The 16470-nt window shown below is 63.9% G+C and carries 14 protein-coding genes; 8 read left to right on the plus strand and 6 right to left on the minus strand.

The window, feature by feature from the left end; translation table 11 throughout:
* Positions 1 to 6 precede the first annotated feature (6 nt).
* From AC19YT_RS10470 to AC19YT_RS10480, 3 genes are read left to right on the plus strand one after another with little or no spacing between them, the layout of a single operon-like run.
* On the plus strand, positions 7 to 732 hold the full coding sequence (locus tag AC19YT_RS10470; RefSeq protein ID WP_500610197.1) for a DUF484 family protein: 726 nt from the start codon (positions 7 to 9) through the stop codon (positions 730 to 732).
* A gap of 2 nt (positions 733 to 734) precedes the next feature.
* On the plus strand, positions 735 to 1634 hold the full coding sequence (xerC, locus tag AC19YT_RS10475) for a tyrosine recombinase XerC (RefSeq protein WP_500610198.1): 900 nt from the start codon (positions 735 to 737) through the stop codon (positions 1632 to 1634).
* On the plus strand, positions 1631 to 2335 hold the full coding sequence (locus AC19YT_RS10480; protein WP_500610199.1) for an HAD family hydrolase: 705 nt from the start codon (positions 1631 to 1633) through the stop codon (positions 2333 to 2335). The genes xerC and AC19YT_RS10480 overlap by 4 nt, the downstream gene beginning before the upstream one ends.
* A 77-nt stretch (positions 2336 to 2412) precedes the next feature.
* Here AC19YT_RS10480 and sutA read toward each other — a convergent pair whose 3' ends face one another.
* The 3 genes from sutA to glnK form a co-directional block, all read right to left on the minus strand.
* Entirely contained in the window at positions 2413 to 2736 is a 324-nt protein-coding gene (gene sutA, locus AC19YT_RS10485; protein ID WP_095109237.1) for a dormancy-specific transcriptional regulator SutA, read from the minus strand.
* 450 nt (positions 2737 to 3186) lie between these two features.
* A complete protein-coding gene (locus AC19YT_RS10490) occupies positions 3187 to 4524 on the minus strand; it encodes an ammonium transporter (protein WP_095109238.1) in 1338 nt (445 codons plus the stop codon).
* Between the two features lie 32 nt (positions 4525 to 4556).
* Positions 4557 to 4895, minus strand: a complete 339-nt coding sequence (glnK, locus tag AC19YT_RS10495) for a P-II family nitrogen regulator (protein ID WP_002555808.1) — start codon at positions 4893 to 4895, stop codon at positions 4557 to 4559.
* A 372-nt stretch (positions 4896 to 5267) separates the two neighbouring features.
* On the opposite strand from glnK, the gene AC19YT_RS10500 reads away from it, so the two are divergent.
* Positions 5268 to 5528, plus strand: coding sequence for an accessory factor UbiK family protein (locus AC19YT_RS10500; RefSeq protein WP_095109239.1), 261 nt, complete (start codon positions 5268 to 5270; stop codon positions 5526 to 5528).
* Between the two features lie 144 nt (positions 5529 to 5672).
* Positions 5673 to 7166, plus strand: a complete 1494-nt coding sequence (locus AC19YT_RS10505; protein WP_500610200.1) for a YifB family Mg chelatase-like AAA ATPase — start codon at positions 5673 to 5675, stop codon at positions 7164 to 7166.
* A 5-nt stretch (positions 7167 to 7171) separates the two neighbouring features.
* On the opposite strand, the gene AC19YT_RS10510 is transcribed toward AC19YT_RS10505, so the two are convergent.
* A complete protein-coding gene (locus AC19YT_RS10510) occupies positions 7172 to 8092 on the minus strand; it encodes a LysR substrate-binding domain-containing protein (RefSeq protein ID WP_095109241.1) in 921 nt (306 codons plus the stop codon).
* A 158-nt stretch (positions 8093 to 8250) separates the two neighbouring features.
* Here AC19YT_RS10510 and AC19YT_RS10515 point away from each other — a divergent pair, with 158 nt between their 5' ends.
* Positions 8251 to 9639, plus strand: coding sequence for a NorM family multidrug efflux MATE transporter (locus AC19YT_RS10515; protein ID WP_176465103.1), 1389 nt, complete (start codon positions 8251 to 8253; stop codon positions 9637 to 9639).
* Between the two features lie 173 nt (positions 9640 to 9812).
* On the opposite strand, the gene AC19YT_RS10520 is transcribed toward AC19YT_RS10515, so the two are convergent.
* Positions 9813 to 11480 (minus strand): putative bifunctional diguanylate cyclase/phosphodiesterase, encoded by a 1668-nt coding sequence (locus AC19YT_RS10520; protein ID WP_500610201.1) that lies wholly within the window; start codon positions 11478 to 11480, stop codon positions 9813 to 9815.
* Positions 11481 to 11748: 268 nt separating this feature from the next.
* Between AC19YT_RS10520 and rep the strand changes: the two genes are divergently transcribed.
* Positions 11749 to 13758: a DNA helicase Rep gene (gene rep / locus AC19YT_RS10525; protein WP_500610202.1), complete on the plus strand. Its 2010-nt coding sequence runs from the start codon at positions 11749 to 11751 to the stop codon at positions 13756 to 13758.
* Between the two features lie 57 nt (positions 13759 to 13815).
* Positions 13816 to 14385: a xanthine phosphoribosyltransferase gene (locus AC19YT_RS10530; protein ID WP_500599822.1), complete on the plus strand. Its 570-nt coding sequence runs from the start codon at positions 13816 to 13818 to the stop codon at positions 14383 to 14385.
* 133 nt (positions 14386 to 14518) lie between these two features.
* Here the strand turns inward: AC19YT_RS10530 and AC19YT_RS10535 are convergent, their stop codons facing one another.
* The gene (locus tag AC19YT_RS10535; protein ID WP_500610203.1) at positions 14519 to 16456 is read right to left on the minus strand and encodes an acetyl-CoA hydrolase/transferase C-terminal domain-containing protein; all 1938 of its coding nucleotides are present in this window, start codon (positions 16454 to 16456) and stop codon (positions 14519 to 14521) included.
* Positions 16457 to 16470 lie beyond the last annotated feature (14 nt).

Genomic DNA, 16470 nt, shown 5'->3' on the forward strand with positions numbered 1-16470 from the left:
AAACCCATGACCGACCGACCTCAGGTTCCAGCCCCGCAGCCCGGCCCAACGCCGGGCGACAGCCTCGAAACGGCAGCGATTGCCGCGTATCTGGAAGCCCACCCGGATTTCTTCGTCGAACACGAAGACCTGCTGGCCACCTTGCGCCTGCCCCACCAACGCGGCGACACCGTGTCTCTGGTGGAACGGCAGATGAAGATCCTGCGCGAACGCAACATCGAGATGCGCCATCGCCTCTCGCAGTTGATGGACGTGGCCCGGGACAATGATCGGCTGTTCGAGAAAACCCGGCGCCTGATCCTCGCGCTGATGGACGCTGCCAGCCTGGAAGAGGTGGTCATCAGCGTCGAAGACAGCCTGCGCCAGGATTTCCAGGTGCCCTTCGTCAGCCTGATCCTGTTCAGCGACAACCCTTTACCGGTGGGCCGCTGGGTGCCAACCGCCGACGCCCAGGCAGCCATCGGCGGCCTGTTGGCCGAAGGCAAGACCGTCAGCGGCAGCCTGCGCGAGCATGAGCTGGACTTCCTGTTCGGCGAAGAGCAGCGCAAGCAGATCGGCTCCACCGCCGTGGTCGCCCTCAGCCACTTGGGCCTGCACGGCGTGCTGGCCATCGCCAGCCGCGATCCGCAGCACTATAAAAGCTCAGTGGGCACGTTGTTCCTCAGCTACATCGCCGAAGTCCTGGGCCGCGTCGTGCCCCGTCTGAACAACGCCTTGCGCTCGGTACGCTAAACATGGAACGACAACTGGACGCCTACTGCGCGCACCTGCGCAGTGAGCGCCAGGTGTCACCCCACACGCTTGAGGCCTACCGGCGCGATCTCGATAAAGTCCTGGCCCACTGCCAAAAGCAAGGCATCGGCAGTTGGGCGGCACTGGACATCCAGCGCCTGCGGGGCGTGATCGCCCGCCTGCATGCCCAGGGCCAGTCTTCGCGCAGCCTGGCGCGCCTGCTGTCAGCGGTGCGCGGGCTCTATCGCTACCTCAACCGCGAAGGCCTGTGTGACCACGACCCCGCCACGGGCCTGACGCCGCCCAAGGGCGAACGACGCCTGCCCAAGACCCTCGACACCGACCGCACCCTGCAACTGCTCGAAGGGGCGGTGGAGGATGACTTCCTGGCCCATCGCGACCAGGCCATCCTGGAGCTGTTCTACAGCTCGGGCCTGCGCCTGAGTGAACTGACCGGGCTCAACCTGGCCCAGCTCGACCTCGCCGATGGCCTGGTGCAAGTGCTTGGCAAAGGCAGTAAAACCCGCGTACTGCCGGTAGGGCGCAAGGCCCGGGAAGCCTTGCAACTGTGGCTGGCGCTGCGGGCCCTGAGCAACCCGGTGGACGATGCCGTGTTCGTCAGCCAGAAGGGCCGGCGCCTGGGGCCACGGGCCATTCAGTTGCGGGTCAAAGCCGCGGGCGAGCGGGAGCTGGGGCAGAACCTGCACCCGCACATGCTGCGCCACTCCTTCGCCAGCCACTTGCTGGAGTCGTCCCAAGACCTGCGTGCGGTGCAGGAGCTGCTTGGCCACTCGGACATCAAGACCACGCAGATCTACACCCACCTGGACTTCCAGCACCTGGCGGCGGTCTACGACAGCGCCCACCCCCGGGCCAAACGCAACAAGAGTGAAGAGCCATGACCATTCAACTCATCACGTTCGACCTGGACGACACCCTCTGGGAAACCGCACCCGTGATCGTCAACGCCGAGGCGGTACTGCGTCAGTGGCTGAGCGAGCATGCGCCGCACTTGGGCGGCGTGCCGGTGGAGCATCTGTGGGCAATTCGCGAGCGCGTGCTGAACGCCGAGCCCGGGCTCAAGCACCGCATCAGCGCACTGCGCCGCAAGGTGCTGTTCCACGCGTTGCATGAGGTGGGCTACGCCGAAGCTCAGGCGGCGCAACTGGCCGAGGCGGCGTTCGAGGTGTTCCTCCACGCGCGCCATCAGTTGCAGGTGTTCCCCGAGGTGCAACCGACCCTGGAGCGGCTGTCCAACCACTTCGCCCTGGGTGTGGTCACTAACGGCAACGCCGACGTGCGACGCCTGGGCCTGGCGGACTACTTCAAGTTCGCCCTGTGCGCCGAGGACATCGGCATCGCCAAGCCCGACGTGCGCTTGTTTCACGAAGCCCTGGAGCGTGGCGAAACCCGCGCCGAACACGCCGTGCACATCGGCGATCACCCGGGTGACGACATCGCCGGGGCGCAGCAGGCTGGGTTGCGGGCCATTTGGTACAACCCGGCGGGCAAAGCCTGGGAGGCCGAGCAACTGCCCGATGCCCAAGTGCGCAGCCTGACCGAATTGCCGGCCCTGCTGGCTCGCTGGAACGCCGTGCGCTAAAACCGCCCGCCCCGACGAGCGCCCATGAAAAAGCCCGCAGCGACGGCGGGCTTTTTCAGCAAGTACGCAGCAAACGCTTAGATAGGTCGGCTGCCGTACTTGTTATCAGGCTTCTTGGGTGGGTCTGCCACCACATTGGCCTCTACTTCCTGCACCTTGCCGCCTTTGGCAAGGAACTCCTCCATGGCGCGTGCCAGAGCATCACGCTCTTTGTTCTTGGCTTCGACGCTGGGCAGCTCATCGACGGAAACGGCCGCCTTGGACTTGCCTTTTGCGGTCGGGACCGGAGCATCACCGCCATCGTCCTCGGCAACGTCTTCAGCCGCCGCTTCCAGGCCTTCTTCGGCCTCGTCTTCGTCACCTACTTCGAGGTCGTCGTTTTCCAGATCATCGTCGCTCATGTTCTACCTCATGACTTGCGAAAAGCAGATTAGTTATAGCCCAGCCTGGCCATCTGTCGAAGGCGGCCGGAAAAAAATCAAGACCCACTGGTAGCCAGGGGTTGCGCCTCGTCACCGTGCTTCACGACGAAGGCTTTGCACGCACCACCGTGGCGATGCCGCTCAAGAGAAACACCGTACCAGCCGCCCAGCGCCTGTCGGTCAACCTGCTCTGGCACCACGACCGACCGCCTAGACGTTACCGCTCGCCACCGTTACACACAGGTTCGGCGCGCATTCTAGCGCGCCCACGAAAAAAACAAAGCGCCTAATCTTCCTGCAAAGCTGTAAGCCTTCGGCCGTCTGAAAGCATGCGGTCTGAAAGATATTCGGCCCACCTGGCAATCGACAAACCCCAGACAAAAAAATGCCCGGGCAAGCCGGGCATTTTTTACGCCTTACACAGGCTGCCTATAAGTTGTAGCCACGCTCGTTGTGTTGCGCCAGATCGAGGCCGACAGCCTCTTCCTCTTCGCTCACCCGCAGGCCCATCACCGCATCCAGCACCTTGAGGATCACGTAGGTGACAATACCGGTGTAGACCACGGTAAAGCCCACGCCCTTGCACTGGATCCAGACTTGCGCCGCGATATCCGTCACCGTACCAAAGCCGCCCAGGGCCGGAGCAGCGAATACGCCCGTGAGGATCGCACCGACGATACCGCCGATGCCGTGCACGCCAAAGGCGTCCAGAGAGTCGTCGTAGCCCAGCTTGCGCTTGAGACTGGTGGCGCAGAAGAAGCAGATCACACCGGCCACCAGGCCGATCACCAGGGCGCCCATCGGGCCTACGGTGCCCGCGGCCGGAGTGATGGCCACCAGGCCCGCCACCACACCGGAGGCAATGCCCAGGGCGCTTGGCTTACCGTGGGTGATCCACTCGGCGAACATCCAGCCCAGCGCAGCGGCGGCGGTAGCGATTTGCGTCACCAGCATCGCCATGCCAGCCGTGCCGTTGGCGGCGGCGGCGGAGCCGGCATTGAAGCCGAACCAACCGACCCAGAGCATCGCCGCGCCCATCAGGGTGTAGCCCAGGTTGTGCGGGGCCATGGGTGTGGTCGGGAAGCCTTTGCGCTTGCCCAGTACGATGCACGCCACCAACCCTGCCACACCGGCGTTGATATGCACCACGGTGCCGCCAGCGAAGTCCAGCACGCCCCAGTCCCACATCAAGCCGCCGTTGCCGGACCAGACCATGTGCGCAATCGGCGCGTAGACCAGGGTGAACCAGATGGCCATGAAGATCAGCATCGCAGAGAACTTCATGCGCTCGGCGAAGGCACCGACAATCAGCGCCGGGGTGATGATGGCGAACGTCATTTGGAAGGTGATGAACACCGCTTCCGGGAACAAGGCCGCCGGCCCAGTGATACTGGCTGGCGTAACGCCCGCCAGGAACGCCTTGCCCAGGCCGCCGAAGAAGGAGTTGAAGTTGACGACGCCCGCTTCCATGCCGGTGGTGTCGAAGGCAATGCTGTAGCCGTAGACAACCCACAGGATGCTAATCAGGCCGGTAATGGCGAAGCACTGCATCAGTACGGACAGGATGTTTTTCGAGCGGACCATACCGCCGTAGAACAGCGCCAGGCCGGGAATGGTCATGAACAGCACCAGGGCTGTGGAGGTCAGCATCCAGGCGGTATCGCCGGAGTTGAGGACTGGAGCCGCCACTTCGTCTGCCGCCATAGCCAGGCTGGGCATTACGAGGGACAACAGGGCTCCAAGCCCTGCGAATGTGCGCAGAGTCATAGTGTTTCTCCTGGGGCGTTGGGTTTGGCGGCTTAGATTGCGTCGGTATCGGTTTCGCCGGTACGGATGCGAATAGCCTGTTCCAGATTGACCACGAAGATCTTGCCGTCACCGATCTTGCCGGTGTTGGCTGCCTTGGTTATCGCCTCGATAACCCGATCAAGATCCTTGTCGTCAATGGCGACATCAATCTTCACCTTAGGCAGGAAATCGACCACGTATTCCGCGCCGCGATACAGCTCGGTGTGGCCTTTCTGCCGACCGAAGCCTTTGACCTCAGTAACGGTAATGCCCTGCACGCCGATCTCGGACAGCGACTCGCGTACGTCGTCCAACTTGAACGGCTTGATGATGGCAGTGACTAGCTTCATGAAAACTCTCTCCCGAATTGGTGGACTTGCCCCAGGAAAACAAACCCGGCTCAAGTCTAAGCGCAGTGCCTGGCTTTGTAACGCATCGTCGGCCCGACTCAGCCATCCCGGCGCACTGCGTTCGTCACAGCGACTGCATCAGTGCATGGGTCATCAGGCACTAAGCAGAAACCTTGCCATCTCTAGAAAAACCCACCATATCAATCGCTTGCCAACGGCCATTGGCCTTTTGCCGCCATCGCCCGCCGGGTTACGCACAAAAACGGTGCAGCCGTGGCGCAACCGATGCGCGATAACCGTGCGGCCGCCCCTGCCCTGGCGGGCAGACACCCCGTGATACACTGCCGGCCATCTGTTCCCAGGACTTTTCCCATGCTCGCGCCCAAAGACCTCCTCGACGCCCTGAGCGGCCACGCTTCCCGTTTGTTCAGCGGCGACACCGCGCTGCCGCGCAATGAAATCGAAAGCCAGTTCAAGGCCCTGCTGCAAAGCGGCTTCAGCAAACTGGACCTGGTCAGCCGGGAAGAATTCGACAGCCAAATGGTCGTCCTGGCCCGCACCCGCGCACGCCTGGAAAGCCTTGAGGCGAAAGTCGCGGAGTTGGAAGCCAAGCTCAACCCGCCCCCGCAGTAACCTCGCCACCACGCCCGTCGCCACCGATGGGCGTGGCCGCCCGATACGTCTTGCAACCCTGTCACCCCCGCCTCGCCTTCACACCTCGACTACCCTTCCCGGACCCGCAGGATGCGGTTCTCTGTGCCCATCAAGGAAGGTTCCATGTCGCTGGCCATCGTCCACAGCCGCGCCCAGGTGGGCGTTGAAGCCCCCGCCGTCACCGTCGAAGTACACCTCGCCAACGGCCTGCCCGCGCTCACCCTGGTGGGCCTGCCGGAAGCCGCCGTGAAGGAAAGCAAGGACCGGGTGCGCAGCGCCATCATCAACTCGGGTTTTCAGTTTCCGGCACGGCGCATCACCTTGAACCTCGCCCCTGCGGACCTGCCCAAGGACGGCGGGCGCTTCGACCTGGCCATCGCCCTGGGCCTGCTGGCCGCCAGCGTGCAGGTGCCCATGCTGGCCATCGAAGAAGTCGAGTTCCTCGGTGAACTGGCCTTGTCCGGTGCCGTGCGCCCCGTGCGCGGTGTACTCCCGGCAGCGTTGGCGGCGCGCCAGGCCGGGCGCGTGCTGGTGGTGCCCCGGGCCAATGCCGAAGAGGCCTGCCTGGCCTCGGGCTTGAAGGTGATCGCGGTAGAACACCTGCTCGAAGTGGTCGCCCACTTCAACGGCCACACGCCCCTGGAGCCGTTCACGTCCAACGGCCTGCTGTTGGCCAACAAACCCTACCCCGACTTGAGCGAAGTGCAGGGCCAAGTGGCCGCCAAGCGGGCCCTGCTGATCGCCGCGGCCGGGGCCCACAACCTACTTTTAAGTGGCCCGCCAGGCACCGGTAAAACCCTATTGGCCAGCCGTTTACCCGGCCTGCTGCCGCCATTGAGCGAGGCCGAAGCCCTGGAAGTCGCAGCCATTCAATCGGTGGCCAGCCTGATGCCGCTGCGCCACTGGCCGCAGCGGCCATTCCGCCAGCCCCACCACTCGGCCTCCGGCCCGGCGCTGGTGGGCGGCAGTTCCAAACCCCAGCCCGGGGAAATCACCCTAGCCCACCACGGCGTGTTGTTTCTCGACGAGTTGCCGGAGTTTGACCGCAAGGTCCTGGAGGTTCTACGCGAGCCCCTGGAATCAGGCCATATCGTGATCGCCCGGGCCCGCGACCGGGTGCGTTTCCCGGCGCGGTTCCAACTGGTGGCGGCGATGAACCCTTGCCCTTGCGGCTACCTGGGGGAACCCAGCGGGCGGTGCCGCTGCACGCCGGAGCAGGTCCAGCGTTACCGCAACAAGCTCTCGGGGCCGCTGCTCGACCGTATCGACCTGCACCTGACCGTCGCCCGCGAAGCCACCGCCCTCAACCCCACCGCCCAACCCGGCGGCGACACCGCCAGCGCGGCACGCCTTGTCGCCCAAGCCCGCGAGCGCCAGCAACAGCGCCAGGGTTGCGCCAATGCCTTCCTCGACCTGCCGGGGCTGCGCCAGCATTGCCGCTTGGCCCCGGCCGATGAAGCCTGGCTGGAAACCGCGTGCGAACGCCTGACCCTGTCCCTGCGCGCCGCCCACCGTTTGCTCAAGGTTGCCCGCACCTTGGCCGACCTGGAGCAAGCCCCTGGCATTACCCGCGAACACCTGGCCGAGGCCCTGCAATACCGCCCCAGCAACGCCTGAAGGCGTCAGCTCAAATGCTCGACATCCGGTAGCACCATGGCCTGGGCTTCACCCTGTAGAAAGTCGCTCAAGCGCCGCAAACGCTCACCGCCGGGGCGGGTCTTGGGCCACACTAGGTAATAGCCATCGCCGCTGGCGACTGCAGTGGGCCACGGCAGGCTCAAGCGCCCCTGAGCCACGTCCTCGGCCACCATCAGCAGGTCGCCCATGGACACGCCATAACCGCGGGCGGCGGCAATCATGCCCAGCTCCAGGGTATCGAACACCTGCCCGCCCTTGAGCGACACCTGCCCCGCCAACCCCATGCGTTCCAGCCAGTTGCGCCAGTCGCGGCGGTCGGGCGTGGGGTGAAGCAACTCGGTGTTGGCCAGGCGCTGCACATCCCAGGGCTGGTCGTTGAGCAGGTTCGGCGCGCCCACCGGGATCAGCTCTTCGGGGAACAGAAAACTCACCTCCCAATCCGGGGGGAAGCTACCGCTGCCCAGCAGCACCGCGCAATCGAACGGTTCGTGGTTGAAGTCCACCGCGTCGATGTCCATCCAGGCGCTGGTCAACTGCACTTCATTGCCGGCCTGCAAGTGGCGAAAACGACTCAAACGCGCCAGCAACCAGCGCATGGTCAGTGTGGACGGCGCCTTCATGCGCAGGATGTCGTCCTCGGCGCGCAGCACGTTGCACGCCCGCTCCAGGGCGCTGAAACCTTCGCGCACGCCGGGCAGGAGCAGGCGCGCCGCTTCGGTCAGTTGCAGGTTGCGCCCGTTGCGCAAAAACAATCGGCAGGCGAAGTGCTCTTCGAGGGTGCGCACATGGCGGCTGACCGCACTTTGGGTAATGGACAATTCCTGCGCGGCGCGGGTGAACGAACTGTGCCGCGCGGCCGCTTCAAAGGCGCGCAAGGCATAAAGGGGCGGTAGGCGGCGGGGCATCGGGCGGGCTCCAAGTAATGAACGGCCAACAGTAGCAAACAAACTCTCAGCATGAGTTTTAATCATGCCACCAATCGTTTTTATCCCTTTGTGCAAATGCCCGTAAGCGCCGAGAATCCTTGGTTTTCTGTCATTGCGAGCAAAAGGGCCAGATGACCATGCAGCATCCAGCACGCACCGAACTCTGGGCCATCCTACGGCTGGCCGGGCCGCTGATTGCCTCGCAGTTGGCGCACATGCTGATGGTGCTCACCGACACCCTGATGATGGCCAAGATCAGCCCCGAAGCATTGGCCGGCGGTGGTTTGGGGGCGGCCACCTATTCCTTCGTGTCGATTTTCTGCATCGGTGTGATCGCTGCCGTCGGCACCCTGGTGGCGATCCGCAAAGGCGCGGGGGACATCGAAGGCGCCGCACGCCTGACCCAGGCCGGCCTGTGGCTGGCGTGGCTGATGGCGCTGGTCGCCGGCCTGGCACTATGGAACCTCAAACCGCTGTTGCTGCTGTTCGGCCAGACCGAAACCAACGTGCTGGCCGCCGGCCAATTTCTGCTGATCCTGCCCTTCGCCCTGCCCGGCTACCTGAGCTTCATGGCCCTGCGCGGCTTTACCAGCGCCATCGGCCGCGCCACCCCGGTAATGGTCATCAGCTTGATCGGCACCGTGGCCAACTTCCTGCTCAATTACGCCCTCATCACCGGCATGTTCGGCCTGCCGAAACTGGGCCTGATGGGCATCGGCCTGGTGACTGCGATCGTCGCCAACTGCATGGCCCTGGCGCTGGCCTGGCACATTCGCCGCCACCCAGCGTATGACGCCTACCCGCTGCGCCGGGGCCTGTCGCGACCCAACCGCCAGTACCTGCGCGAACTCTGGCGCCTGGGCCTGCCGATTGGCGGCACCTACGCGGTGGAAGTCGGTTTGTTCGCCTTCGCCGCGCTGTGCATGGGCAGCATGGGCAGTACGCAACTGGGCGCTCACCAGATCGCCATCCAGATCGTCTCCGTGGCGTTCATGGTGCCGGCGGGGCTGTCGTACGCGATCACCATGCGCATCGGCCAGCATTACGGCGCCGGGCAATTGCTGGACGCACGGCTGGCCGGGCGCGTGGGGATCTTGTTCGGCGGCGCGGCGATGCTCGGCTTTGCCATGGTGTTCTGGCTGCTGCCTAACCAACTGGTCGGGTTGTTCCTGGACCACAACGACCCGGCGTTCGCCGAGGTCATTCAACTGGCCGTGAGCCTGCTGGCGGTGGCGGCGTGGTTCGAGCTGTTCGACGGCACGCAAACCATCGCCATGGGCGCCATTCGCGGGCTCAAGGACGCCAAAACCACCTTCCTGGTAGGCCTGGGTTGCTATTGGTTGATTGGCGCACCGGCCGCGTGGTGGATGGCGTTCACCCTCGACTGGGGCCCGACCGGCGTCTGGTGGGGCCTGGCATTGGGGCTGGCGTGCGCGGCGGTGAGCCTGACCCTGGCGTTTGAATGGAAAATGAAACGCATGATCCGCCGCGAGTCGCAGGAAGGGGCGGGGTTGCCAGCGACCTAGTGGAGCGGGCCGGGCGGCGCTCCGCTCGCCCGCGATAGCGGTATTCCTGCCGATAAATATCTAACGACTGTACCGGCCTCATCGCGGGCCTGCTCGCGAGGGCGGCCCTGAGTGGCGGTGACGAATTGGTAGGAGTAAGGCCGTTGCCCCCGCAGAGGTGAATTGTCGGGGGGTTAGCCCCTCAACACCGTTTGCCGGTCATGGCCGAGGGTGAGGTAGTCCACCAATTGCGCCAGCGGTACGGGTTTGCTTATCAGGTAGCCCTGCACCTGGTCGCAGCCGTAACCGCGCAGCAGTGCCAGTTGCTGGGGGGTTTCCACGCCTTCGGCGACCACTTCCAGGTGGAGGTTGTGAGCCAAGTTAATCATCGCGTGCACCAGTTTGCGGTTTTCTTCGCGCTCTTCCATGCCGCCGACAAAGCTCTTGTCGATCTTGAGCAGGGCGATGGGCAGGCTGTTGAGATGTACGAACGAGGAAAACCCGGTACCGAAATCATCCAGCGAAAAGCGCACGCCCAGGCGCCCGAGGGCGTCCATGGTTTGCTTGACCAGGTCGCTGCGGCGCATCACGGCCGTCTCGGTCAGCTCGAACTCCAACCATTGCGCGTCCACGCCCCGCTCGGCGATCAAGCGGCTGAGGGTCGGCAGCAACTGGCTGTCCTGGAACTGGCGGAACGACAGGTTGATCGCCATGTGCAGCGGCGCCAGGCCGCGTTCGCGCAGGTCCTGCATGTCCCGCAGGGCGCGGGAGATCACCCAGTAACCCAGGGGCACGATCAAGCCGCTTTGCTCGGCCAGCGGCACGAACTCGCTGGGCGGCAGCAGCCCGCGTTCACTGTGGCGCCAGCGCACCAGGGCTTCGAGGCCGACGATCTGCCCGTCTGCCAGGTTCATCCGTGGCTGGTAATGCAGCTCCAGCTCATCGCGGCGCAAGGCGCGGCGCAGTTCGCTTTCCAGATCGGCGAGGCTGCGGGCGTTGCGGTTGATGCGCTCGTTGAAGATATGAAAGGTGCAACCCTGGGTGCTCTTGGCCTGCTGCATGGCGATATGGGCGTGCCACATCAGCGGGTCGGCGCCAGCCTGGGCGCGGGCATGGGCCATGCCCAGGCTGCACCCGATCAGCAGGCTTTCGCCATCGACCCAATAGGGCTCGGACATCGCCTCGACAATGCGCTCGGCCATCCATTCGGCCCGTTGCGGCGCGCGACGGGTGTCGATCAGCAGGGCGAATTCGTCGCTGCCCAGGCGCGCCACTTGATCGCCCGCCTCCAGCTGGCTCTTGAGCCGCGCCACCACTTGCAGAATCAAGCGGTCGCCGGCCTGGTGGCCGAGGGCATCGTTGGCGTGGCGGAAGTTGTCCAGGTCCAGGTGCCCGAGGGCCAGGCCGCGGCCTTCGTTTTCCGCCAGGCGCGCGGCCAGCAGGGTGTGGAAGCCCTGGCGGTTGGCAATGCCGGTCAACGGGTCTTGTTCGGCCAGGCGTTGCAGGGTGTTTTCCAGCAGGCCGCGCTCGCGCACGTGGCGCAGGCAGCGGCGCAGGGTCTCGGCGTCCAGCGCTACGCGGGTCAGCCAGTCGCTGACGCCATCGGGGATGGTCAGGGGCTCTTGCTCCAGCAGCAGCACGGTGGGCAGATGGCAACTGCCCGGCGCCGGTTGCAAAGCAGGAACGGTCAGTAAGACCGCGGTGCGATCATCCTCGAACAGGCGGCTGACCGATTCCCAGTCCGGCGCGCTGATAAGCACCGCCGCGTCCCCCAGAGGCACCAGACACTCGCGCAACAACGCCGCCCACGTTGGCTCCGGGGCCAATAGCAGCAAACGCACGGGTTCGACAGGCGTGGACAAGCTGGCTCCCTAGACTCTGCATAAAAATGGTGGCGGGGGGCATTATGACGCGCCGATAAACAATGACCAATGGTATTGATTATCAACCGCTATCTTGTACCGCTCTAACTCGCACGTTGTCGCCGTACATTCAGCGCGCATCCTGCGGCAAAGTAGCAAAAGCGGCAAATTTAGATCGAGTGCTACGTCACAAGTCGCACAGAGGCCGCAGAATCTTTCCAGCCTGTTAAAATGCCCGCCCATTTCGCAAGCGACCCCCCTTTTCGTCATGTCCCGACTCAATCCCCGGCAGCAAGAAGCCGTGAACTACGTCGGCGGCCCTCTTTTGGTGCTCGCCGGCGCAGGCTCCGGCAAAACCAGCGTTATCACGCGCAAAATCGCCCACCTGATCCAGAACTGCGGCATCCGTGCCCAGTACATCGTCGCCATGACCTTCACCAACAAGGCCGCGCGGGAGATGAAAGAGCGGGTCGGCACCCTGCTCAAGGGCGGCGAGGGCCGTGGCCTGACCGTGTGCACCTTCCACAACCTGGGCCTGAACATCATCCGCAAGGAACACGCGCGGCTGGGCTACAAACCCGGTTTCTCGATTTTCGACGAAACCGACGTCAAGTCCCTGATGACCGACATCATGCAAAAGGAATACTCGGGCGACGACGGCGTCGACGAGATCAAGAACATGATCGGCTCCTGGAAAAACGACTTGATCCTGCCCCCCGAGGCCCTGGAAAACGCGCGCAACCCCAAGGAACAGACCGCCGCCATCGTCTACACCCACTACCAGCGCACGCTCAAGGCGTTCAACGCGGTGGACTTCGACGACTTGATCCTGCTGCCGGTCAAGCTGTTCCAGGAACACGCCGACATCCTCGAAAAGTGGCAGAACAAGGTGCGCTACCTGCTGGTGGACGAGTACCAGGACACCAACGCCAGCCAATACCTGCTGGTGAAACTGCTGATCGGCAAGCGCAACCAGTTCACCGTGGTCGGCGACGACGACCAGTCGATCTACGCCTGGCGCGGCGCCCGCCCGGAAAACCTGATGTTGCTCAAGGACGACTACCCGTCCCTGAAAGTGGTGATGCTGGAGCAGAACTACCGCTCCACTAGCCGCATCCTGCGCTGCGCCAACGTGCTGATCTCGAACAACCCCCACGAGTTTGAAAAACAACTGTGGAGCGACATGGGCCACGGCGACGAAATCCGCGTGATCCGCTGCCGCAACGAAGACGCCGAAGCCGAGCGCGTGGCCGTCGAGCTGCTGACCCTGCACCTGCGCACCGACCGCCCCTACAGCGATTTCGCCATCCTGTACCGCGGCAACTACCAGGCCAAGCTGATCGAGCTGAAGTTGCAGCACCACCAGATCCCGTACCGTCTGTCGGGGGGCAACAGCTTTTTCGGACGCCAGGAAGTGAAAGACCTGATGGCGTACTTCCGCCTATTGGTCAATCCGGACGACGACAACGCCTTTTTGCGGGTGATTAACGTGCCGCGCCGGGAAATCGGCTCGACCACCCTGGAAAAACTCGGCAACTACGCCACCGAACGCAAAATCTCGATGTACGCCGCCACCGACGAAATCGGCCTGGGCGAGCACCTGGACTCGCGCTTCACCGATCGCCTGGGACGCTTCAAGCGTTTTATGGACAAGGTGCGCGAGCAGTGCGCTGGCGAAGACCCCATCTCGGCCCTGCGCAGCATGGTCATGGACATCGACTACGAGAACTGGCTACGCACCAACAGCTCCAGCGACAAAGCCGCGGACTACCGCATGAGCAACGTCTGGTTCCTGATCGAAGCCCTGAAGAACACCCTGGAAAAACACGAAGATGGCGAAATGACCATCGAAGAAGCCATCGGCAAACTGGTGTTGCGCGATATGCTCGAACGTCAGCAGGAAGAAGAAGAAAACGCCGAAGGCGTGCAGATGATGACCTTGCATGCCTCCAAAGGCCTGGAGTTTCCCTACGTCTTCATCATGGGCATGGAGGAGGAAATCCTCCCCCACCGCTCCAGCATCGAAGCCGACACCATCGAAGAGGAACGCCGCCTGGCCTACGTGGGCATTACCCGCGCGCGCCAGACCCTGGCATTCACCTTCGCCGCCAAGCGTAAGCAGTACGGCGAGATCATCGATTGCGCGCCCAGCCGCTTCCTCGATGAACTGCCGCCGGACGACCTGGCCTGGGAAGGCAACGACGACACCCCCACCGAAGTCAAAGCCGTTCGCGGCAATACCGCATTGGCGGATATACGCGCGATGTTAAAGCGCTAGAATCGCCCACTTTTTCACCAGCCCTGGACGCACACGGCGTCATTAGAGGAAAGCTTCATGGAAGCACTGCACAAGAAAATCCGCGAAGAAGGCATCGTGCTTTCCGATCAGGTCCTGAAGGTGGATGCCTTTTTGAACCACCAGATCGACCCGGCGCTGATGAAGTTGATCGGCGACGAATTCGCCGCGTTGTTCAAGGATTCAGGCATCACCAAGATCGTCACCATCGAAGCCTCGGGCATCGCACCGGCGATCATGACCGGCCTGAACCTGGGCGTGCCGGTGATTTTCGCCCGCAAGCACCAGTCCCTGACCCTAACCGAAAACCTGCTGTCGGCGACCGTGTACTCGTTCACCAAGCAAGTGGAAAGCACCGTGGCGATCTCCCCGCGCCACCTGACCAGCAGCGACCGCGTGCTGGTCATCGATGACTTCCTGGCCAACGGCAAGGCGTCCCAGGCGCTGATTTCCATCATCAAACAGGCCGGCGCCACCGTGGCCGGCCTGGGCATCGTGATCGAAAAATCGTTCCAGGGCGGCCGCGCCGAACTGGACGCCCAAGGCTACCGCGTGGAATCCCTGGCCCGGGTCAAATCCCTGGCCGGTGGTGTGGTGACCTTTCTCTAAGCAGCGGTAGCAACAACGTCGCTGCGGTGTACAAGACGCCTGTGGGGCTCGCCCGCGATTGCGGTGTATCAGCCACCCGATGTGCCGGCTGACAAACCGCTTCGCGGGCAAGCCTGCTCCCACAGGCTTGAGGTCAGGGCTGCGCGGTGCCCCGCGCCGTCGCCTGCAACCCCGCCAGCAGCAAGCGCTGGTACAGCTCTTCCTTGAAGCCCTGGGGCTTGAGCAGTTCCATGCGTTCCAAGTGGCGCGGGAAACGCTCCGGCTCCGGTGCATCCAGGGCAGCCTTGCCCAACTCCAGCATCTCGCTGAGCTTGAACTTGCTCTTGAGCCAGTTCAGCGCCCGCAGCAAATCCTGCTCCTCGCCAGTGAAATCCGTCCCCAAGGGGTACTCGGGAAACAGCCGTGCGTGGCGTGCGCCGATCGCTTCCAGGCGTTGCGGGCTGTTGTCGGTGAACCTGGGGTTGAGGCGAAAACCCTTCTGCAGCTTGCCAGCCTGTTGCGCCTGCTCGATCAAATCCTGCTGGAACCGCGAATCGGTGATGTTGAGCAGCGCTTCGATCACCTGGGCGTCGGTTTTGCCGCGCAGGTCGGCGATGCCGTACTCGGTCACCACCACGTCGCGCAAGTGCCGTGGAATGGTGCAATGGCCGTACTCCCAGAGGATGTTGGAACTGACCTCGCCGCCCGCCTCGCGCCAACTGCGCAGGATCAAGATTGAGCGCGCGCCTTCCAGCGCATGGCCCTGGGCCACGAAGTTGTATTGCCCGCCTACGCCGCTGAGCACCCGGCCGTCCTCCAACTGATCGGCCACCCCGGCGCCCAGCAGGGTCACGGTGAACGCGCTGTTGATAAACCGCGCATCCAGGCGCTGCAAGCGCTTAAGTGGCTCCTGGCCATACAACTCGTTGATGTAGCTGATGGCGGTCATGTTGAATTCGCCGCGCTTGGCCTGGGGCAACTCGCGCACGCGCTCGTAGAAAGTGCGCGGGCCGAGGAAGAACCCGCCGTGCACCGAGACGCCATCGGCCTGCGCCGCTTCGTCCAGGGTGCCGGCGTTGGCCTGGGCTTGGCGGGCCTCGTCCGGGTAGACCTTGCGCCGCACGATGCCGGCGTCCACCAGCACCAGCAAGCCGTTGACGAACATTTCGCTGCAACCGTAAAGGCCCTTGGCGAAGGGTTCGACGCCGCCTTCGCGGTCGATCAGCGCCTGCCACGGCGCCAGGTCCATCTCTGCCAACAAGGCGCGATAACCCGCGCTGTCGGCCTGGCGCGCCAACAACGCGGCGGTCAGCGCATCGCCCATGGAGCCGATGCCGATCTGCAAGGTGCCGCCGTCGCGCACCAGGGTGCTGGCATGCAGGCCAATGAAGTGATCCTGCAAAACCACTGGCATGTTCGGCGTGGAAAACAGCGTGGTGCGGTCATCGCTGTCGATCAGGAAATCGAACGCCTGGGCGTCGATTTCCGAGTCCCCTGGCATGAACGGCAGGTCAGCGTGAACCTGGCCGAGCATGAGGATGGTTTCCCCCGCGGCACGGCGCTTGGCGATCATCGGCAGCAAGTCGAGGGTGATGTCCGGGTTGCAGCTCAAACTCAAGCGCTCCGGCTGCCCCGGGTCGCGGGCCACCATTTGGGCCACCAGGTTGAGCCCGGCCGCGTTGATGTCCCGCGCGGCGTGGCTGTAGTTGCTGCTGACGTAGTCGCGCTGGGCCGGGGCGCTGTGGAGCAGGCTGCCGGGCTGCATGAAAAATTGCTGCACGCGGATATTGGCGGGCAGGCTGTCGCGGCGCAGGTCGGCAAGGTAGTCCAGTTCCGGATAGTCGCCGAACACCCGCTCCACAAACGGCTCCAGAAAGCGCCGTTGCAAGCCATCGCCCAGGGCCGGGCGGCCGAGGCTCAGGGCGGTGTAGATCGTCAAGCGGCGCTCAGGCAACTGGGCGATGCGCCGGTACAGGGCGTTGACGAACCCGTTGGGCTTGCCCAACCCGAGGGGTAAGCCCAGGTGGATATGCGCGGGCAAACGGGCGAGTACATCGTCGACCCCGCGCTCGATTGAACAGGACTGCACCATCTACTCCTCCCGAC

The sequence above is a fragment of the Pseudomonas sp. MF08875 genome (assembly GCF_059862525.1).